The sequence below is a fragment of the Olleya sp. ITB9 genome (assembly GCF_001315805.1).
Taxonomy (GTDB): domain Bacteria; phylum Bacteroidota; class Bacteroidia; order Flavobacteriales; family Flavobacteriaceae; genus Olleya; species Olleya sediminilitoris.
Genome location: NZ_BCBW01000002.1, coordinates 22,247 through 42,973 on the forward strand (window position 1 = coordinate 22,247; position 20,727 = coordinate 42,973).

General features: G+C 29.7%; 24 protein-coding genes. 6 read left to right on the plus strand and 18 right to left on the minus strand.

The features are described from left to right. Positions 1–138: 138 nt before the first annotated feature. Complete coding sequence (locus ITB9_RS00390; protein WP_028607114.1) at positions 139–1,551, minus strand: trypsin-like peptidase domain-containing protein; 1,413 nt, start codon at positions 1,549–1,551, stop codon at positions 139–141. Positions 1,552–1,676: 125 nt separating this feature from the next. Here ITB9_RS00390 and dapF point away from each other — a divergent pair, with 125 nt between their 5' ends. The 5 genes from dapF (at position 1,677) to ITB9_RS00415 (ending at position 5,701) form a co-directional block, all read left to right on the plus strand. Further along, a complete protein-coding gene (dapF, locus tag ITB9_RS00395) occupies positions 1,677–2,456 on the plus strand; it encodes a diaminopimelate epimerase (RefSeq protein ID WP_054850673.1) in 780 nt (259 codons plus the stop codon). Then, positions 2,450–2,983 carry a GNAT family N-acetyltransferase gene (locus tag ITB9_RS00400; protein ID WP_054850674.1) on the plus strand — a complete coding sequence of 178 codons (534 nt, stop codon included), beginning with the start codon at positions 2,450–2,452 and terminating at the stop codon, positions 2,981–2,983. Before dapF ends, ITB9_RS00400 begins: the two co-directional genes overlap by 7 nt. Further along, the gene (gene mltG, locus ITB9_RS00405; protein WP_028291380.1) at positions 2,973–4,016 is read left to right on the plus strand and encodes an endolytic transglycosylase MltG; all 1,044 of its coding nucleotides are present in this window, start codon (positions 2,973–2,975) and stop codon (positions 4,014–4,016) included. Before ITB9_RS00400 ends, mltG begins: the two co-directional genes overlap by 11 nt. 4 nt (positions 4,017–4,020) lie before the next feature. Then, a complete protein-coding gene (locus ITB9_RS00410; protein ID WP_054850675.1) occupies positions 4,021–4,929 on the plus strand; it encodes a DUF2279 domain-containing protein in 909 nt (302 codons plus the stop codon). 106 nt (positions 4,930–5,035) lie between these two features. Then, positions 5,036–5,701 (plus strand): hypothetical protein, encoded by a 666-nt coding sequence (locus tag ITB9_RS00415; protein WP_028291382.1) that lies wholly within the window; start codon positions 5,036–5,038, stop codon positions 5,699–5,701. Here ITB9_RS00415 and ITB9_RS00420 read toward each other — a convergent pair. The 3 genes from ITB9_RS00420 to dnaA are packed head-to-tail and all read right to left on the minus strand — an operon-like array spanning position 5,698 to position 8,332. Further along, positions 5,698–6,414: an SAM-dependent methyltransferase gene (locus tag ITB9_RS00420; protein WP_028291383.1), complete on the minus strand. Its 717-nt coding sequence runs from the start codon at positions 6,412–6,414 to the stop codon at positions 5,698–5,700. The two genes, ITB9_RS00415 and ITB9_RS00420, sit on opposite strands and share 4 nt — an antisense overlap. 19 nt (positions 6,415–6,433) lie before the next feature. After that, complete coding sequence (locus tag ITB9_RS00425; protein WP_054850676.1) at positions 6,434–6,892, minus strand: low molecular weight protein-tyrosine-phosphatase; 459 nt, start codon at positions 6,890–6,892, stop codon at positions 6,434–6,436. A 12-nt stretch (positions 6,893–6,904) separates the two neighbouring features. Then, entirely contained in the window at positions 6,905–8,332 is a 1,428-nt protein-coding gene (gene dnaA / locus ITB9_RS00430) for a chromosomal replication initiator protein DnaA (protein ID WP_028291385.1), read from the minus strand. A gap of 189 nt (positions 8,333–8,521) precedes the next feature. Here dnaA and ITB9_RS00435 point away from each other — a divergent pair, with 189 nt between their 5' ends. Further along, positions 8,522–8,920, plus strand: coding sequence for a thioesterase family protein (locus tag ITB9_RS00435; RefSeq protein ID WP_028291386.1), 399 nt, complete (start codon positions 8,522–8,524; stop codon positions 8,918–8,920). Positions 8,921–8,922: 2 nt separating this feature from the next. On the opposite strand, the gene ITB9_RS00440 is transcribed toward ITB9_RS00435, so the two are convergent. The 14 genes from ITB9_RS00440 to ITB9_RS00505 form a co-directional block, all read right to left on the minus strand. Beyond that, positions 8,923–9,528: a YigZ family protein gene (locus ITB9_RS00440; protein WP_054850677.1), complete on the minus strand. Its 606-nt coding sequence runs from the start codon at positions 9,526–9,528 to the stop codon at positions 8,923–8,925. A gap of 3 nt (positions 9,529–9,531) precedes the next feature. Next, entirely contained in the window at positions 9,532–10,395 is an 864-nt protein-coding gene (locus ITB9_RS00445) for a DMT family transporter (protein ID WP_036600535.1), read from the minus strand. After that, a complete protein-coding gene (locus ITB9_RS00450; RefSeq protein ID WP_054850678.1) occupies positions 10,395–11,006 on the minus strand; it encodes an HAD family phosphatase in 612 nt (203 codons plus the stop codon). Before ITB9_RS00450 ends, ITB9_RS00445 begins: the two co-directional genes overlap by 1 nt. 186 nt (positions 11,007–11,192) lie before the next feature. Then, positions 11,193–11,405 (minus strand): hypothetical protein, encoded by a 213-nt coding sequence (locus ITB9_RS00455; RefSeq protein ID WP_054850679.1) that lies wholly within the window; start codon positions 11,403–11,405, stop codon positions 11,193–11,195. Positions 11,406–11,765: 360 nt separating this feature from the next. Next, positions 11,766–12,269 (minus strand): hypothetical protein, encoded by a 504-nt coding sequence (locus ITB9_RS00460; RefSeq protein ID WP_054850680.1) that lies wholly within the window; start codon positions 12,267–12,269, stop codon positions 11,766–11,768. Continuing rightward, complete coding sequence (locus ITB9_RS00465; protein ID WP_054850681.1) at positions 12,238–12,726, minus strand: CHAP domain-containing protein; 489 nt, start codon at positions 12,724–12,726, stop codon at positions 12,238–12,240. The genes ITB9_RS00460 and ITB9_RS00465 overlap by 32 nt, the downstream gene beginning before the upstream one ends. Next, complete coding sequence (locus tag ITB9_RS00470) at positions 12,723–12,995, minus strand: hypothetical protein (protein ID WP_054850682.1); 273 nt, start codon at positions 12,993–12,995, stop codon at positions 12,723–12,725. The genes ITB9_RS00465 and ITB9_RS00470 overlap by 4 nt, the downstream gene beginning before the upstream one ends. A 73-nt stretch (positions 12,996–13,068) precedes the next feature. Beyond that, positions 13,069–13,278 carry a hypothetical protein gene (locus ITB9_RS00475; protein WP_054850683.1) on the minus strand — a complete coding sequence of 70 codons (210 nt, stop codon included), beginning with the start codon at positions 13,276–13,278 and terminating at the stop codon, positions 13,069–13,071. A gap of 48 nt (positions 13,279–13,326) precedes the next feature. Further along, complete coding sequence (locus ITB9_RS00480; protein ID WP_054850684.1) at positions 13,327–13,566, minus strand: hypothetical protein; 240 nt, start codon at positions 13,564–13,566, stop codon at positions 13,327–13,329. 2 nt (positions 13,567–13,568) lie between these two features. After that, the gene (locus ITB9_RS00485) at positions 13,569–13,778 is read right to left on the minus strand and encodes a hypothetical protein (protein ID WP_054850685.1); all 210 of its coding nucleotides are present in this window, start codon (positions 13,776–13,778) and stop codon (positions 13,569–13,571) included. Positions 13,779–13,841: 63 nt separating this feature from the next. Next, entirely contained in the window at positions 13,842–14,261 is a 420-nt protein-coding gene (locus ITB9_RS00490) for a hypothetical protein (RefSeq protein ID WP_054850686.1), read from the minus strand. Positions 14,262–14,367: 106 nt separating this feature from the next. Then, positions 14,368–14,964 (minus strand): hypothetical protein, encoded by a 597-nt coding sequence (locus tag ITB9_RS00495; protein WP_148638289.1) that lies wholly within the window; start codon positions 14,962–14,964, stop codon positions 14,368–14,370. 624 nt (positions 14,965–15,588) lie between these two features. Beyond that, positions 15,589–16,416, minus strand: a complete 828-nt coding sequence (locus ITB9_RS00500) for a hypothetical protein (protein ID WP_054850688.1) — start codon at positions 16,414–16,416, stop codon at positions 15,589–15,591. A 5-nt stretch (positions 16,417–16,421) separates the two neighbouring features. Continuing rightward, entirely contained in the window at positions 16,422–20,714 is a 4,293-nt protein-coding gene (locus ITB9_RS00505) for a hypothetical protein (RefSeq protein ID WP_054850689.1), read from the minus strand. Positions 20,715–20,727 lie beyond the last annotated feature (13 nt).

Genomic DNA, 20,727 nt, shown 5'->3' on the forward strand with positions numbered 1-20,727 from the left:
TATGTGTTGTTAATTTAGACTTCTAAATTTTCGGCAAAAGTATATATTTCAAACGATTTCGTAAAGTAAAAAGTGTAAAAAATAAAAAAGCTCTTAATTTTCAAAATTAAGAGCTTTTTCTAGCAAAGCAATCAAGGATTATCTTAGTCCATAACGATTAGTTTCTCCTTTTGAGTTTATAAGCTCAATACTTAAAGGTTGATAGGTATCTCTATTGTTTAATATAGCTTCTACATCTTCAATACTATTAACTTTTTTGTTATTAATAGCAGTAATAATATTGCCTTCTTCTATACCTTCACTTCTTAAATATTGACCATAACTACCGTTTATCCTCAAAATTTTTACACCATTATCCGTTTTATATTTTTTTAAATCTTCGGGTTTAGCCTCTTTAATAACACCTATAAATGGTAAAACAAAGGTATTGTTTTTAAGTAATGTGACTTGTACATTTTTAAGTTGGTCATCACGAAGTAAAGTAATGTTTACAACATCATTTGGACGTTTAGAGTCTAAAAAACCTCTAAGATCACTAAATTTTCTGATTTTAATATTATCTATTTTCTTAATAATATCTCCACTTTTTATACCTGCAACTTCTGCACCTGTATCTTCCTCTACATCATCAACATAAAAACCTTCTGTTTCACCAATGCCCAGTTTTTCCGCGAAAGCGCTATTTAAAGAACCTCCAGAGACACCTAAAATTCCATTTTGGACATTACCAAACTCCATAATATCTTGCACTACCTTTTTAGCAATATTACTTGGTACAGCAAAAGAGTAACCAATATAAGATCCCGTTTGAGACGATATAGCAGTATTAATACCAATTAACTGACCAGCAGTATTAACTAAAGCACCACCAGAATTTCCTGGGTTAACAGCAGCATCAGTCTGAATAAAAGACTGCGTGCTACGACCACTTAAGTCTCTAGATTTGGCACTTATAATTCCTGCTGTTACTGTAGACGTAAGGTTAAACGGATTTCCGACAGCCAAAACCCATTCGCCAATTTTAGCAGTATCACTATCGCCAAAAGTGGTATATGGTAATTGCTCATCACTTTCTACTTTAAGCAAAGCAATGTCTGTTTTTGGATCTGTACCAACAATTTTGGCTTCTAATGTACGGTTGTCATTAAGTGTAATGCTTAATTGTTCAGAGTCTTCAATAACATGATTATTAGTAATAATATAACCATCTGGCGATATTATAACTCCGCTTCCAGTACCTAACTGTCTTTTTTGTGGTACACGACCATAAAACAAGTCTTGTAAAGTGGGTTGTGCAGTATTTAAAGCCACGTTTTTAACGTGTACTACAGCATGCACAGTTTGATCTGCAGCAGTGGTAAAATCTATACCTTCAGCAGCAGCTAAAGTAGTGGTTGTTGTGTTGTAATTGGTAGGTAAAAAAACAGGATCATCCTGTGTGTTTGTATTTGCAATTTTCGGTTCTTCTTTTTCAAGAAAGGTTTTGTATGTTCCTAGGGTAATTGCACCTCCTAATACCGAAACTAAAACCAAAGTTAACATCTTCTTCATAAAAAACTTAGTTTAGATTTATTAGATAACGATTAAAATTAATTAATTATTGAATGTCAATTTCAACTTTAACGACGTTTTAACAACTGAAAAAACTTATATTTGTCATTCAATTTAGTACACCAATGACATTAACTTTTTATAAATATCAAGGCACAGGTAACGACTTTGTCATGATTGATAATAGACAGCAAATTTTTGATAAAGACGACACCAAATTGGTCGCATTTTTATGTGATCGTAAATTTGGAATAGGAGCAGATGGTCTGATTTTACTAGAAAATCATCCTGAAGTTGACTTTAAAATGGTGTATTATAATGCAGACGGAAACCAAAGTACTATGTGTGGTAATGGAGGACGTTGTTTAGTCGCATTCGCGGAATTTTTGCAAGTTGTTAAACATGAGACTACTTTTGAAGCCATTGATGGATTACATTATGCCAAAATCCAAGACAATTTAGTCCATTTACAAATGAAAGATGTAGAGAGCATAGATACCTTTGATACACATCAATTTTTAGATACAGGATCACCACATCACGTTCAGTTTGTTAAAGATATTGCTAATTTTGATGTTAAAACCGAAGGTGCAAAAATTAGATACGGACAACCTTATAATCAAGCAGGAACCAACGTTAACTTTGTCCAGCAAGAAAATGAGGATACATTTACTGTTAGAACTTACGAAAGAGGAGTAGAGGACGAAACCTTATCCTGTGGTACAGGTGCAACTGCAGTTGCAATAGCTATGCATGATTCTGGAAAAAGTACAGCTTCACAATTAAATTTAAATGTACCAGGAGGACAATTAAAAGTATCTTTTAAAAAAGATAATGATACCTATAAAAAAGTCATGTTAATTGGACCAGCAACACAAGTTTTTAAAGGTACAATAACATGTTAACATTAACAGGTAAACAGATATATTTACGTGCTTTAGAGCCCGAAGATTTAGCATTTATCCATACTATTGAAAATGACGAGTCTATTTGGCAAATAAGCAATACCATAACACCTTACTCTAAGTATCTAATAAAACAATATTTAGATAATGCTCATAAAGATATTTTTGAAGTTAAGCAATTACGTTTAGTCATTTGTAATAACAATCATGAAGCTTTAGGTATGATTGATGTCTTTGATTTTGATTATAAAAACAGAAGAGCAGGTATTGGTATTTTAATTAAACAAACGCAAGACAGAGCTAAAGGTTATGGTAAAGAAGCGGTACAATTACTTTGTAATTATTGCTTTAAGCATTTAGATTTACACCAATTATATTGTAATATTAGTGAAGATAATACTGCAAGCTTAGCCTTGTTTAAAAATCAGGGATTTAAAGAAATAGGTTTAAAAAAGGATTGGAATTTTTTAAACGGACAATACAAAAACGAATATTTATTTCAATTAATTAATACCAATGTATATTAAAAAAATTTTAGTAGCTATAGCATTAATTGGCTTAGTGGTAGCTGCCTATTTTGCCTACTTTATTTACGGAGCCATGTTTAAACAAAACACAGCTTTTAATAACGATCAAGCATTTATATATGTGCCAACTAATGCAAGTTATGATATGGTAAGAGCACAATTAGAACCATTATTAAAGGATATAGACAGTTTTGATGCTTTAGCCGAACGTAAAAAATACACTACTAATATTAAAGCAGGTCGTTTTGCAATTGATAAAAACATGAGCAATAATGACATTATAAACTCTATTAGAAGTAAAAACTTACCATTAAAATTAAGTTTTAATAATCAAGAGCGTATTCAGAATTTAGCTGGTCGTATTGCTCAACAAATAGAACCAGATAGCCTAAGTTTACTTCAAGCTATGACAGATAAAGCGTTTATGGATAAGCATAAGTTTACTAAGCAAACGGTTTTAAATATGTATGTGCCTAATAGCTATGAAGTGTTTTGGAATACTTCAGCTGAAGGATTTAGAGATAAAATGTTAAAAGAATATTTCCGATTTTGGAATCCTTCCAGACAAGCCAAACGCAAAGCTTTAGATTTATCGGTTAATGAGGTTGTAACCATTGCATCTATAGTTCAAAAAGAAACTGCAAAAGTGGACGAAAGACCAAGAGTTGCAGGCGTTTACTTAAACCGAATCAAAAAAGGCATGCCTTTACAAGCGGATCCAACGGTTATATATTCAAAAAAATTAAAAGAAAACGATTTTGATCAAATCATAAAACGTGTATTATATAAAGATCTTGAAATAGATTCGCCTTACAACACTTATAAATACGCAAGTATTCCTCCAGGACCTATAACAATGCCAGATGTTTCTGCTATTGATGCAGTCTTGAATGCAGAAGATCATGACTACTTTTATTTTGTTGCTAATGTTAAAAACTTTGGTTACCATAAGTTTGCCAAAACACTTAGCCAACATAATGCAAATAAAAACGAATATGTACGTTGGATCAATAGCCAAGGTGTAAATAGATAATTGATTGATTAAATTTTTCACACTTGCTTTTTGTCTTTGTTTTATTTTTACTGCTGCAGCACAAACCAAAACAGCGTCTTTTTTTAAACCAAGTGATACATTACATACTAAAAGGCGTAAATCCGTTATAATAACAGAGGTTAGTTTAGCCTCATTATCTATTATAGGTTTAAATACATTATGGTATTCTGACTATAAACGCTCTAAATTTCATACAACTAATGATAATTCTGAGTGGTTTAAAATGGATAAATTAGGTCATAGTTTTACTGCTTATCAATTAGGACGTTTTAGTGCTCAAACTTTAAATTGGAGTGGTGTTTCCAAAAAAAATCAATTGATTTATGGTGCAACTTTAGGTTTTTCTTTTTTGACTGCAGTCGAAATTTTAGATGGTTTTTCATCAGAATGGGGATTTTCTTGGGGAGATTTTACTGCTAATGCAGCAGGTGTAGGCTTGTTTATTGGACAAGAACTGTTATGGGATGAGCAACGATTGCAATTAAAGTATTCGTTTAGTCAAAGTCCATATGCAAATCAAAATCCAAATAAATTAGGGAATGGTTTATTAGAAGAAATTTTAAAAGATTATAATGGTCAAACCTATTGGCTAAGTGCTAATTTACAGTCATTTTATAAAGACAGTAAGATACCTAAATGGTTAAATTTAGCAGTTGGTTACGGAGTCGATGGACTACTATATGGCAATGAAAATTTACAGAATGTGAGTTTTCCTAATCAAAAAAGAACCAAACAATTCTATTTAAGCTTAGATTTGGATTTAACAAAAATAAAGACTAATTCTGTCTTTTTTAAGCAGTTTTTTAACATAATTAATGTGATAAAAATACCTTTTCCAACACTTCAAATTAATAGTAAAGGTAAGCTAAAAGGACACTTAATTTACTTTTAACATAAGTTAACATATTGATTTTCAGTATTATTAAAATTGTTGTATATTTGCACGCTGAAATTTAAGTCTATAGATTATTAAAAAACAGACTTTTAAATCAATACAAATGAAAAAAAATATTGGAAAGTTATTATCCCTAGCATTTACAATATCAATTTTACTAATCGTTGTATTTTATAATACAACTGAAAATGTTAAATTAATAGATAAAATTGAAACTGACAAGGTTGACTTTGAAAATATAGAACACAAAGAGATTGCTTCTAATTTACAATCTTACCAGTTACCAGAGTTTAGTCCTGAATTAGGAAAAACGTTTACTGGTTTTAAAGAAGCCTTAGGTTTTAAAGAATCGCAAAACGATTACTTTAGAGTTAACCAATTTGGATATTTAGGTAAATATCAATTTGGAAAAGGTACGTTAAGATTGATAGGTATTTATCATCCACAGTACTTTTTAAGCAATCCAGAATTACAAGAAAAAGCATTTATAGCTAATGCACAACGTAATAAATGGGTTTTAAGACGTGATATTAAGCGTTTTAAAGGAAGTTATATCAATGGTATTAAAGTAACCGAGTCTGGAATATTAGCTGCAGCGCATTTAGCAGGTCCAGGAAATGTAAAAAAATACTTAAGAAGTTACGGTCAAAATGGTTTTGCTGATGCTAATGGTACAACTATTAGACATTACTTAAAAAAGTTTTCTGGCTATGATACGTCTTTGATTAAAGCTTCAAAACGAGTAAAAGTAGAGTACGACAGAGCTTAAAAGCTAGGTTTATGAATTATAAATAGTGTTGGTCTTTTATGTAGGTCAACACTATTTTTTTTCCATTGACTGGCTGTTTTTGTTTTAATTAATTCAGTTGGCAAGGTAATGTCGCAAGCGACGCATATTTCTGTACTATCACTTAAAGTGTTACATAAATCTTCCAAAAATTTATTATTTCTGTAAGGTGTTTCAATAAAAGATTGTGTTTGATTATGCTCAAAACTTAAACGTTCTAGACGTTTTATTTCAGATTTTCTTTCATTTTTATCAATTGGCAGATACCCATTAAAAGCAAAGCTTTGTCCATTCATCCCAGAAGCCATCATAGCTAATAGGATAGAGGATGGTCCAACTAAAGGTACAACTTGGATGTTGTTTTTATGGGCTAAACTAACAATGTCAGCTCCTGGATCAGCTATACCAGGACAACCAGCGTCAGATAATAATCCCATATTTTGTCCTTCTAAACAAGGTGTAATAAAATTTGGTAAATCTTGTGGCTCAGTATGTTTATTTAACTCAAAAATGGTAAGGCTTGATTGTTGTTTTTCTGGAGCAATGCTTTTTATAAACTTTCGACCTGCTTTAGAGTTTTCTACAACAAATGTATCTAAACTGTCTACAATAGTCTTGACTTGAGCTGGTAATACTAAAAACGGATTAGAGTCTCCTAAGGTGTTTGGTATTAAGTATAATTTACCTTTAGTCATGGTCGTTTAAAGTATTTAATTAGGTGTTACTATTTAGACTTGTGCTTATTTTTTGGCAAGCATCATTTAATAAAGTATACACTTTTTCAAAACCATTGTTTCCTCCATAATAAGGATCAGGAACATCAAGGTTTTTATTAGGAAAGCTTTCGTTTAAAATTAGCTTTACTTTTGATTTGTCTGTTTCGTTTTCAGCTAAAGCTAAAATATTATCATAGTTTGAGTTATCCATAGCATAGATAATATCAAAATCTAAAAAATCTTGTTTTGTAAACTGTCTAGCACGTTGTTTGGTAATGTCTATATTATGTTTTTTTGCAGTAGTAATAGATCTAGGATCTGGTTTGTTACCAATATGATAGCTACTTGTGCCTGCTGAATCTACAATGTATGTATTGTCTAACTTTGATTTTAAGATACCTTCAGCTAGAGGAGAACGACAAATGTTTCCTAAGCATACCATTAAAATTTTAGTCATTTTGTAATATATTTATACTGTAAGCTTCTTAGTTAAATCCTCAACGTATTTTTTAAATTGCTTGTCTGTAGCTGATAAGTTGTCTACAGTTTTACAAGCGTGTAATACAGTTGCATGATCACGTTTACCAATTTGAGATCCAATACTAGCTAATGATGCCTTGGTTAGTTTTTTTGCAAAAAACATAGCCAATTGTCTAGCTTGAACAATGTGACGCTTTCTAGTTTTAGATTGTAGTGTGTCTACATCCATTTGGAAATAATCAGAGACTATTTTTTGAATGTAATCTATAGAAACTTCACGTTTAGTGTTTTTAACAAATTTTTCTACAACCTGTTTTGCTAACTCAATATTAACTTCTTTTTTATTGAAAGACGATTGGGCAATAAGCGATATAATAGCACCTTCAAGCTCTCTAATATTAGATTTAATGTTTTTAGCAACATAGTTGATAATATCTTCAGGCATCTCTACACCATCACGATATAATTTGTTTTTTAAAATAGAAACTCTGGTTTCAAAATCAGGAGTTTGTAACTCGGCTGAAAGTCCCCATTTAAATCTCGATAATAAACGTTGTTCAATATCTTGCATGTCCACAGGAGCTTTGTCACTAGTTAAAATAACTTGTTTTCCATTTTGGTGCAAGTGGTTAAAAATATGGAAAAACACATCTTGTGTTCCTGATTTTCCTGATAAAAATTGTACATCATCAATAACCAATACATCTATTAATTGATAAAAATGTATAAAGTCATTACGGTTGTTCTTTTTAACAGAGTCTATATATTGTTGCGTAAATTTTTCAGCAGAAATATATAATACTGTTTTTTCAGGATATTTGTCTTTGATATCCACACCTATAGCATGCGCTAAGTGTGTTTTACCTAATCCAACACCACCAAATATTAATAACGGATTAAAAGAAGTTCCACCAGGTTTTGCAGATACAGCTAAACCAGCACTACGTGCTAAACGGTTAGAGTCACCTTCTAAAAAGTTATCAAAATTATAGTTAGGATTAAGTTGAGATTCTATTTTTACGTTTCTAATTCCAGGAATTATAAACGGATTTCGTAATTCGCGATTTTTGTTATTAAGTGGTACGTCTACATCCTGAGACTTTACAGCACTTCTATTAGAACTCGGAATTTTTTCTGTAAACGGTTGTTTGTTGCCATACGTGTTTTCCATTTTAATAATGTAAACCAGTTTAGCAGTATCGCCTAACTCTTTAGTTAAAGACACTTTTAACAATTTTACGTAATGCTCTTCTAGCCATTCGTAAAAAAATTTACTTGGGACCTGAATGCTTAAAGCATTATCTGCAAGTTTTACCGCTACAATAGGTTCAAACCATGTTTTGTAAGCTTGTGGTTGGATATTATCCTTTATAAAAAGTAGACAGTTATTCCAGACCGATTGCGCAGTTATACTCATGTTAATTTTAAAATATATTAAATGTTAGTTATTTTTGCCTGTATAGCGATTAAGACAACTTAGTTTCTAAGCGTGGCAAATATGTGAACAAAAAACGTAAAAAAAAATGATTTACTATTGAATATTCAGTTTTTTTTCCTCATGTTAGTTTAGTCAATCAAGCTACAAAAAATAATTAGATAAATGAGTATAAAACAAGATGAAATTGAAATAAGAGTGCGATATTCTGAAACCGATCAAATGGGTGTCGTTCATCATGCGAATTACGCATTATATCTAGAATTAGCTAGAATTGAGTGGTTAAGAAAATTAGGAATTTCTTATAAAAAAATGGAAGAGGAAGGTGTTGGTTTACCAGTGGTATCTTTATCCGTAAATTATAAAATTCCTATCCTTTATGATGACGTAATTACGGTAAAAACCAAGCTGAAACAAATGCCTACAGCACTGGTAGAGTTTGAATATGAAATTGTTAATAAATCAGGTCAAATTTTAAGCACAGCAAGTGTGATTTTGGCATTTTTAAATATGAAAACAAAACGACCAACTAGACCTCCAAAATATTTTTTAGAAGCTTTAAAAAATTAATATTACAAAGTTTTGATGTCAACTTTGTAAATCGAGTCAAATATTGATTTTATAGATTCGGCCTCTTTTTTTCTAACCGAAATTGTTATTTCACAGTTTAATTCTAATTTTTGATTGATAATATTTAAGTTTTTTTCTTTAATAACCCTCATGACTTTGTTCATTAAATCATATTCGCAAGTAATTAAATAATCAATATTAATAGTACGCTCAATTATATTTGATGCTTCTAAGGCTAATTGTGCACCTGTGCGATAAGCATTAATTAAACCACCAACGCCAAGTTTAACACCTCCAAAATAGCGTACTACTACAATTAAAACGTTTGTAACTTCAAAAGATTGTATTTGACCATAAATTGGCATTCCAGCACTATTGCTAGGCTCACCATCATCATTAGCTCTGTAAGCAATGGTTTCGGTCCCGATTTGATAGGCATAACACCAATGTCTAGCTTGATGGTGTTGTTTTTTTAAATCCTCTAGATGCTGTTTAATTTTATCTTCTGTAGTGACAGGGTAGGCATAGCCAAAAAACTTAGAATTTTTGTCTTTAAATAAAACCTCTTCACTAGGTTTAGTAATAGTTTTATAAACGTCTGCTTCCATAAATTAAGCTAAAGTTACCAAAAGTATAGCAATTACAGCAACACCAATGCCTATCCAGTTTTTAAGCAATAAACGTTCTTTAAAAAAGAGTAGACCTAATAAGGTAGATAACATTACAATTGATACATTATTAACTGTAAATATTGTCGAACTTTCAAAATTATCAGCATTTAATGCTTTAAGTAAAGTGTAGATGGAGTAGTAGTTAACTATTCCTAAAATAAAACCAGATATTAAACTTTTAGGATCAAATGTAAATTGTTTTTGTATCGCTTTCGCGGAAAGCATGCCTATACCAATTAATCCTGCAATTAAAAAAATTGAGGCAGAGAAGATTGGAATACCATTTTCTGGCACAAAAGTAGTTTCGACATATTTTATTGTGGTATCTATAGTACCAGATCCCAAAAATAGTAACAACGGAAGCCATAGGCTTTTAATCGAAAATTTTTCGTTGGATTTAGCTTTTAATGAGGCTAGATAAACAGCCACTAAAGCTAATAATATACCCAATGCTTTTTGTAAGCCTAAGTTTTCATTGTAGGCAAATAGTCCAAAAATAATAGGAATAACGACACTCATTTTACTTGCAACTGAAGCTACAGATAAACCTAAGCGTTGCGCTGTTAATGCCATAACATTAAATATTGTAACAAATAAAAAACCTAAAAAAATGGCTCCAAAAAACCATTTAGATTGTATTACATCTGTAACAACAATTGGTGCGTCGTAACTTAATATTCCACAGGCAAATGCTGTAAAATAATTGAAGACAATAGTTTGTAAAGTGTTTATGTTTTGCTTTCCTACAACTTTAAAAATGACAAAAATTAGTGTCGATGCACAAATACTAAGAATTAGAAACATTAAAACAATTCTTTTTTAATAGTGAATAGATCTAGGATATCTTCGGTTTTTGGGTCGTTATTCCAAACATTAATTCCTAATTTACTTGCAGTTACTGTATTTTCTTTTGTATCGTCAATAAACAAACATTCTTCAGGTTTTAATTTGTTTTCGTTTAAAACAAAGTTAAAAATATCTGTATTTGGTTTTCGTAACATGATTTGGTGTGATAAATAGAATTTATCAAAGCATGCTTTAAAATCTTCGTAAAACGGAATGTGTTTTTTAATACAGTCTATATGCAACTCATTGGTGTTGCTTAATAGTATTAGTTTGTAATTTTTGTCTTTGGCTAATTGTTGTATAAATTCTAATCGTTTTGATGGAAAATCACAAATAATATAATTCCAAGCATCAATTAATTCTTTTTTTGAAAGTTTTGGAAAGTTGTTTAAATAAAAATCTAAAAACTCGGTAGTCTCCATTAAACCTTGTTCATAAAGTGCATTTATAGCAACAAGTTCTTCTGACAGTTCATTGATCTTAAAAAGCTCTAAGGCGTTTTTCATTGCGCCTTCTTTATCAAGATTGATAAAGACATCTCCAAAATCGAATATAATTGTTTTGATCATTTACTTTAGTTTTAAACAAATGCAAATATCTTATTTTTATATTCAATCAGTCGTGTATTTTTGAGAATAGTTTGTTTAAGAGTTTTATTAATAGTTAATCTGAAAGTTTTTTTGGTAATTAAATTGTGATTGTTTTAATTTCCTATGCTTAGTATTAATTAATATGTAGTTTATCTAACTTAATTATTAACAGTTCTCCAAATAAATATTTATTGTAATTAACTTAATTTGTTTTAGAAAAGCAATTGGATGAAAATGATAAATACTAGAACTATCAACAGGAAAAGTTCTTTTTTCTTCTGGTTTTTCTTTTCCGTTATAATGTTGGTCAGCTTCTGCTACATCACCATCAGTGATTTGATCCCAAAAGCAAAGGTTGTTAATTTTTTCTTCTAACAAAACTTTTTTTGCATCACGCGCTTCTTCTAATTTTGTTTTTTAGCTTCTGAAGCTAAATTTACTCCTTTTTCGTAAACTTTGTCTATTTCTGTGTTGAATAGAGTTTATTGTAGCTAAAAGATATACTTTTTTAATTGTGGCTTATACGTTATTTTTTATATATTTAAGTTGCGCTTACATCTTCAGGTAGAAAATAAAAATTTCGTGTTTATAATGATTAATATGGAGTTATAAAACGTTAAAACTAAACAGGCCTTTATCTCATGGAAAAAAATCTACAACCTATAGCAAGCTGTGGTTTTTTATATACTTTTATTCTCTTTATAGGGTGTTAGTTGTAAACTAGAACCAGCGTGAGAGCTAACCAGCCCCTCCAGAACTTAAAATTTTCACTTTACCATCTTTCTTGACAATGTCATACCAATAAGTAGATTCTACAAAGTGCTCTTCTTCTCCATCATCAAATATCTCACTACAGTCAAAGAAATACAATAATGTATCACAAGATTTCTTTTTCAGATTTTCCCTAGCTTGACAGGTCCTATCCAAATATCGTTTTTTTAATTCTACTCTGAATTCTTTTGGTAATTCGATTAATGTTTGATCTACGTTATTTATATTTTTTTCTAAACCTTTAAAAAAGGAGTTGAGCTTAGTGATTTCTGCTTCATTAAAGCATGGAGAAATGCTTTCTTTTTTAATAACATTGTTTTCTTTCTCTAAAGTTGCAACACTTTTTATTTTAACACTATTCTTCCCTGTCGATTGATTAGAATTCCTGCAACTAACAGACCCTACTAATAATATAGCTAAGATTACTTTTTTTATCATTTTATCTACTTGATTTATAACTTCCGTCCGCATTTTTATTCATTTCAGGAAGAGTAAAAGATTGAACTTTATATTTCTTGGGCTTCATAATTGCAAATTCTTGACCTATTTTGACTGTCCCATATTTTATTTGTTGTTCTCCTGCAACCCTACTACCCTGATTACCTCCAATGTAAACATATCTATTTGTCATTGAGTTTTTTCCAACAATAAATGCGCAATGTGAATAACTCAATACAATTACAGCTCCTACAAAGGCTTCAGTTTCTTCTCCTTCTTTCCAACCATCTGCAGCTTTGCTTTTTGCCGCAGCTTTTAAATTACCATGTGGCCCCCAATCGAATGCATATGAGTTAGCTCCAGAATTAATTTTTTTGTAACTCTTTGTTTGATCAAAGCACCAACTGACAAATGATGCACACCAAGCTATTTTATAATTATGTCCCTTGGCTGTACCTGCATTATGATACTCTGATATTTTCTCTTTCAACGGACTCTCTTTCTCTTTAATTCCTTTGTAAGTTTCAAACTCCTGCAATATATATATTCTACCCAAGGTGCTTGTGTTGGCGCAGTAATCAACTTCATATGCTCCACAAAAGCAATTGGATGGAAATGATAAATACTAGAACTATCAACAGGAAAAGTTCTTTTTTCTTCTGGTTTTTCTTTTCCGTTATAATGTTGGTCAGCTTCTGCTACATCACCATCAGTAATTTGATCCCAAAAACAAAGATTATTTATTTTTTCTTCTAACAAAACTTTTTTTCATCACGTGCTTCTTCTAGTTTTGTTTTTTTAGTAGCTTACGCTTTTAGTTCCATTAATTATCCTAGTCTAAAAGCTGTTTAAAATTTTTATTGATAGCATACATTGAAAAAGAGGAGTCTATTTTTTTATCATACACATAATCCCATCTACCTATTTTTTTAGATTTATCTACCCAATAAAATTGATAAGTCCAGCCAGCTCCTTTTACGTGTAATATAATTTTATCTTTTGTTACTTGAATACTATCTAATTTATATTCCACAGGCTCCATAAGAACTATTTTTGCTTTGTCTTTACTTATGATTTTAACAAAACTTAACTATTCTTCTTTTACTTTGGAGTTTTTAAAAGTGCTTTTCGATTTTTCAATTTCTATCCACTCTGAAGTTATAAATTGATTTTTATCTAATAATCCCTTCAGTTTTGCTTTATGCTCAACAGGTTTATTCGTTTCTTGTATTGTAATTATTTCTTTTTTATCCTTTTCACTATTTTGCTTACAATTAGATAAAAGAATAAAAGAATAAACTACTATAAATAATCTACTAAAAATCTTCATAATTAATTATTTTCTCTTACTTGTGTTACTGTATAAAAATGTGAATTATAAAAGGTCGAACCTTTTAAACTGTAGTCGTCTTGAAGATAAAGTTTATTATTATCATTAGTACCTTTATTTTTATATGATGTACCTACTTCATAAAACAGATAATAATCACCTTTATTATCTGATTTTCTACCAATAATAACTATAAAGTGGTCTGTAGTCAAATCATTATTAAAGCCACCTTTATATTTATAAGTATGGTCAACACCTACAAGTATAGGATTGCCTTATTCTAGTTGAGTATCTAAATAAGTAACAGACTTCTTTGCCACATCAGTATTTACAACAAGTTGATTGTTTTTTTCTATGGCTATTTGAAATAAGGCTTTATTATTTTTAAGATTACCTACTACAACATTATAATTTGAAAGAACTATCTGGCAAGCTCTCCAGCAAGCAACGTTTTGTTTTTTCTTATTCCCAAATCTAGAGTCGAATTGAGTTTGCCATTTTGAATTATCACCTCGTAGGTCAATATGCTCTTTCCCAACAATCAACTTCATATGCTCCACAAAAGCAATTGGATGAAAATGATAAATACTAGAACTATCAACAGAAAAAGTTCTTTTTTCTTCTGGTTTTTCTTTTCCGTTATAATGTTGGTCAGCTTCTGCTACATCACCATCAGTAATTTTATCCCAAAACACAGGTTGTTAATTTTTCAAGAAATAGTTTTTGTATAGTAAATTTTGTTTTTCAACAACTTAATTTTTAAGATTATAAAAGCATAGAATAGACGAAGTAAAGATGTTTTTATTTTAATATTTCTTCCAGCCTAGCAACGTTCTTAGTTTTTTCAATTTCTTTCCAGTATTCTTGTCCTTTAGCTGATTTATAAATTATAACCGTTCTGTCTTTTTTATAATATTCGCATGGATTATCAATCAGTTCGTTATAGGGCATAAAAAAATCTTTATGCGTAATTTGAGCCCATAATATAAATTTTTCATGTATTTCTTTGTTAGAAAATATATTATTAATAGAATCTATGATTACTTCCCTATAGTCTGACTTTTTCCATTTATTTAATTCTAAAGGACTTGGTATTAGATATATTTTACCTGAAAACTTCATTTCATTTTTATCACCATGACATACAAAAGCATATGCAGAATGATCATTAGTTAAAGATTCTTGAAAAACAAGACTCTCGTCTATAAAATTTAAAAATTCAATTTGCTTTTTTTTTGGTTTTTTATTTAAATTAGAGATATCACTTTTAATCAAGCTATCTTTCAAAAAAATCGAGGTACTCTCATTATTTTTTAAAGATTGGTTTGATTTGTCTTCCGATTTATTTTTACAACTTATAAAAATAAATGTTAATAGTAAAAAAGTTATTTTTTTCATTGTTTGCATTTGAAAAACATAATATTTTGATTTTTTATACTCTTCCTTTTTAATAGCTATTGGTTTTTGTTATAAGTCTCGCTAATGAATTTTTTGCAAAAGAAAAACAGAAACAAGCACAATAAATATATCTTATTATCTAGAACTTTCTCCATTTTTTGAATTTTTAATAACTGATATAACACATATTTGGATTTGATTCCAAAAACACAGGTTGTTAATTTTTTCTTCTAACAAAACTTTTTTTGCATCACGTGCTTCTTCTATTTTTTTTTAAAGCTTCTGAAGCTAAATTTATTCCTTTTTCGTAAACTTTGTTTATTACTTTGTTAAATAGTGATGTATTATGACCAAAAGACTGAAGCTTTTTAATTGTGACTTATTTGTTATTTAATATATTTAAGCGTGACGCTTGCATCAGCAGGGAGAAAATAAAAACTTCGTGTTTAAAATGATTGATAAGGTTTTACAAAAAAATAAAACCATACAAGCTTTTTCTTCTTAAACTCTTATAAAATAAAAAACCACAGCTTTTATTTAGACTGTGGCTTTATAATATCTTGTTTTTTGACGCTTACTCGTTAACATCACTAGTTACAAACTAGCAGAAGTAGGGAAGGTTGATTATTTCAATTTTTGAATTTCAATTTTAATATTCTCTGGTGTAGTAAGAGATGTATTTACATAATATTTACTACCTTTCTTATAAATTTTTATAAGAGGTAAATAATCTTTTAAAAATTCATCTGTGTGAGAAACACCTTTGTAATAATACAAAGCCAACGTATCAGCAACTTGATTTGAAATCAATTCATATTCATCATAATGTTGTCTTGCTACGGATTTATATCGAATATTTTTATCTGTAATAAAAATTTGCTTGCCTATATCTCTATTCTCAAAATAATATTCTCCCAACCAATTAGAAGTTGGCGAAATAAAACCATTCGGATATTCGTATAAATTAATAACCTTTTTATCGTTACATGTGTTCTTAAATGGTTTAGCATTGTACGATATACCATTATAAAAAGACCATTTTACTAACTTACTGTTAAAATCAATAATTTCAATATTAAAAGTATTTCCATAATTACAATTCTCTTCTATCTTAATTTCTAATTTTTTAGAATTTACTTTCTTTATACTTTCAATTTTACATTTACTAGGCTCCATGCCGTCATATTCTAAAAGATAACCGCCACTTATTTCAATAGTTCTACTTTCAGAGCAAGAAACGTCTCCTTCTATACTTATCCATTTTGTGTTAATAAACTTTTTAAATTCTTCTGTATTAGTAAAATATTCTTGTTTAGCGATTGATTTATTTGTTACTTCACTTGAAACAAGATTTTCAGTTTCTTTTTTTAGTTCTGAATTAGTTCCTTTTTTTGCTTTAAAACAAGAAATTAATAGAACAGTTAAACAAAATGTTATTACTTTTATTTTCATTCTTTTTAGTTTTTTCTAACCTGACTAACAAAATATTCTTCACTTCTATGACTAGCTTTACCTTTCAAAGAAAAATCAGCCCCTAAAAACAACTTGTTCTTAGAATTTTTACCATGATGTGGCCAACTAGTACCTACTTCATAAAATCTATAATAAACCTTATCATCTTCACAACCTCTTCCTACAATAACAACATAATGATCTGTAGTACCTTCGTTTATTATTTTTCCATTGTGTCTATAATTAAGTGTGTGATTTAAACCAACCAATACTGGTTTTCCCTTTTCCAATTCAGCATCAATATAATCGACACCTGCTTTTGCTTCAGTTGTTACAGCTATAGAAGTATTAGTATCATTCTCTTTTGCTGTAATAATCATTCCTCCTTTAAAACCTGAAGTTTTACCTAGGCCAGCACTCATTAATAGTTTTTGAGAAGTTCTCCAACAGGCATCTGTTTGCATATATAATTTGCCTTCACTATTTCTCTTCCGTTCAGACTTATTAAATTGAGTTATCCAAGAAACTTTATCTTTTACATCTATGCATTTTTTATTACAAGAACAATTATTATTACATTCACAATTAATAGAAGTATTTTTAAATTCTAATCCTTTATCATATACTTCTTTTATTTTTTGTGTCATTTCCCAGACATATGTTTTTCCATTTTTATTACCTTTTTTATCTGTTTCCTCTTTAAAAAAGGTGGGATTTGCATCATAACCATATTTTCTGTAATAGGTTACATCTTTTTTTACTTCTCCATTGGTTTTATAATTAAGTGTTAATGAGCTATTAAAAACAGCATGATCTTTTTGATCTCCTTTACCTACATCTGCTGGAAAAATTACAGCTAAATAAAAGTCTGTCAGAGTTTTTAACTTTCCTTTATGACGTAACAGAAAACATTCAACATAACATAATTGTTCTTCTGCTGTCATACCTACTAAAGCAGTTTTTGAAAGTTTGGCTTTATGTAAAAAATATCTGCTGTTAATATCATCAACAGCACTTCTTCCAAATTGAATTAATCCTACGTACCCCTTTTTTTCTGAATCTTTATCTTTACCTACTTCATTGTCTATACTTGGATCGAATGATTCGGCTGTTTCGAGAGCCATTATAGACATTAAATGATTCGGGTCACATTCTAAACGTTTTGAAATTTGTACTACTCGTTTTCTGAATTCACAAGATACCTTTTTACCCCAAACAAGTTCTGGACAGTCTTCGTTAATTCCACCACTACCAAAAATAAGTTTCATATGGTTGATAAAAGCAATAGGGTGGAAGTGTGTAACCTCATCTGTATTTGGCATGATACGTTCAGGTAGTTTTACTTTATCCTCTTCTGTAGTTGTGTTATTTTCTACAGGATTAGTTACAGGTTGTTGTTCTTCATTACTAGTTGTGTTATCATCAGCAGTCTTCTTTTTTTCATACTTTGCAGCTCTTAAATCAGTCCAAAAAGCTAAGTTTTCAACTTTTACTTTTAAACCTTCCAATTTTTCATCTTTGGCTTTGTGTAAGTCCTTATGTAACTCTTTATCATATAGTGTTTCAATTGCATAGTTATAAAACTCTGTTGCTTCTGCTTTTATTTCTTCAAAAATATATGACCATTCTATTTTATGCTTACAAACCATTTTTGAAACTTCGTCCTGTATTTCTAAAAACCGATAGGCATGTTCTAATTCAGCGTTAGTAATAACACTATCTTTTTTAATTACATCTATTTTATCCCAAAGTGTTTTTATAAAATGACTATCTGTACTAGGTTTACCTAATACATTTTGTATGTCATACATATATTCAATACCAGCATTAAAATGCTTGAAACCAAATTTATTTAAATTATAAGCACTAAAATAATCTTTTTCTTTAATATTAGTTATTTCTACCCAACCTGTTTCGGTATGAGGAGTATTTCCTTTAAAACTTTTAAAACTTAATTTACGGTATATTTTACTATCATGTTTAATATCCTTTATTATAGTAGGTCTTGCTTTAACTGCAGTAGCTTTTTCTAGTTCTTTATCAAGTATATCATTAGACTTTTCAGGTACTGCTAAATAACCTTTTTTTAAATTAGATAATACTTCTGTTTTATCTCCTGCTGCTACTTTGCGACATCCTTTAAAATGAGCTTTGTCTTTAAAGTTTAATTTTTTGTCGTGTTCTTTTTGTTTGTATAGTATTTTTTCTCTTACCTTATTGTTGTTTTTTTTCTTTGTAATACCACTTACATAATATAATTTAGCATCTAAGCCTAATAGTTTTCCGCCAAAAGCATTATTAACCTCATCAAAATGTTTAGGCTTTATGGTGTAGATAACTCCGTGATCAACCAAATGGCTGTAGTTAATGTCTGAGCTATATATTTTATCTTCTAAATCTTCTTCAGCAATTATATTGTCATTTTCATTTGGCAAAAGCCATTTAAGATTAGGACGATTATAGGTGATTTGTTCATATCTATTATCGTAGTTTGTAACATACTCGTTAAATGTAGGTGTACTAGCTATACTTTTTGGATCTAATATTCTTTCAGGTATCATTTCAATAACTGCTTTTTCATCTAGGTGATTAATTTCTATCCAAAATTCTTTTGGGTTTTTAGTTTTTTCCTCTTTAGGGACAGGAGTATATTCTAAACTACGATATGCTTTTTTACCACTAGTAATTATTTCATTCTCTTTATTTTTCCTTGCTGTTGAACCTCTACCAGGCAAAGGTGTGCCATCTTTATAACATCGTTTATACCATTCTAGTCTAACATCTGCATTAGGTAGTTTGTTATTGAAGTAAGCATTTATTTTAGGAAATAACGTTTTGTCAACAATGGTATAATGAGCTCCACCAGAATCTGAATAAGACATGTTTTTGGAATCTCTCAAAAATGAAGTCTCAAAAACAGCTCTGACTGGTTTCTCTTTTGGTTTAGGAGGTATTTTTACTTTAGCGTAAATATCTTTAACATCTAAAACTTGTACTATAGTATCTTGTTTTAAATCGATATCAACTTCTATTCTCTTTTTAATTTTAGTACATTCTGGAAAGGATAAATATTTTTTATCTTCTTTGCTTCCAGCTCCATAACAATTATCTATAAAATCTTCAGCACCTTCTGCCATGAATACATCTACTTGGCAGGTGTTATACTCTTTTCTACCAGCAGCTCCATGTTCATAAGCTCCTGTAAAACCAATTAAGTCATTTGCTTTTATAGGAATATCACAAGCTGTAATATCATCTGCAATTATTTTACTCTCGTCTAGATAAACTTTTGTTTCAAAATCATTTTTATAACAATAACCTTTTTTGCCTTCTATTTGGTACCAATTTTTATCTTTTTTAGCTATAATTACAGGGTTTCCATTAGCTATTATGCCTTTTTGATTACTTTCTTTTGATGTTGATTCGTAAATTATAGCTCCTTCTTTATTTTTATCCGTTTCGGAAACGGATGATTGGTCTATAAACTCACCTTCATCTTCTGTAGTTGTTATTTGATAACTATTACCAAGGTCTTCAACCCTTTTTGTATCATCTCCTTTAAGATTAGTACTTATATAAGCATCTTCATACACTTTTCCATTAGGGTCAGTATACTTTACTTTAGCCCAATTTCCTATTTTTTCTTCAATTCCTTCTTTTTTTACTTTTTCGACTAACGTTCCGTTAGGTATGACAACTTTTATAGTATAATTATAACTTTTTGTCCATTTTATTTTTCCTTTAACAGGAACTCTAGCATTTAAACCTTCAACTTTAGTAGTAGCACCTAATTTGTTATTTGCAATGACCTTAGTTTCTTCTTTTTGTAGAAATATGGGGATTTCTTCTTTTTTGGTTTTCTTTTTTAGCTCATCTAAACACATTAAGTGATTATATAAACTATAAAAAGTAACATATTTTTTCTCTATTTTTTCTACATCATTACCTTTATTGTCTTTTTCAACAGTAGTTCTTGAAAGAGGGATATCATGTTGCAATAACATGAATGAATTTGAGTAGTTAAACCCTTTTTTTTCTTTACAATTATCATTTTCAGAAGATGCCTCATTCTCCTTGGTACTTACCATGCTATTGGTCTCTTCTTCAAAAAGATATTGTTTTTTTAAACGATATCCAATAATTCTCCCATCAGCAATAGCTCTAATTTGTTTATTTGCTCCTTCTAAATGAATACCACCATGCCATGTGTTAAAGTTGGTTATTAGATATCGCCCAAAACTGTTTCTAAATTTTAAATCAGTTTTTTTACCATTTTTTTCGGGATAACTTACTTTCATAATACTTTTTTAA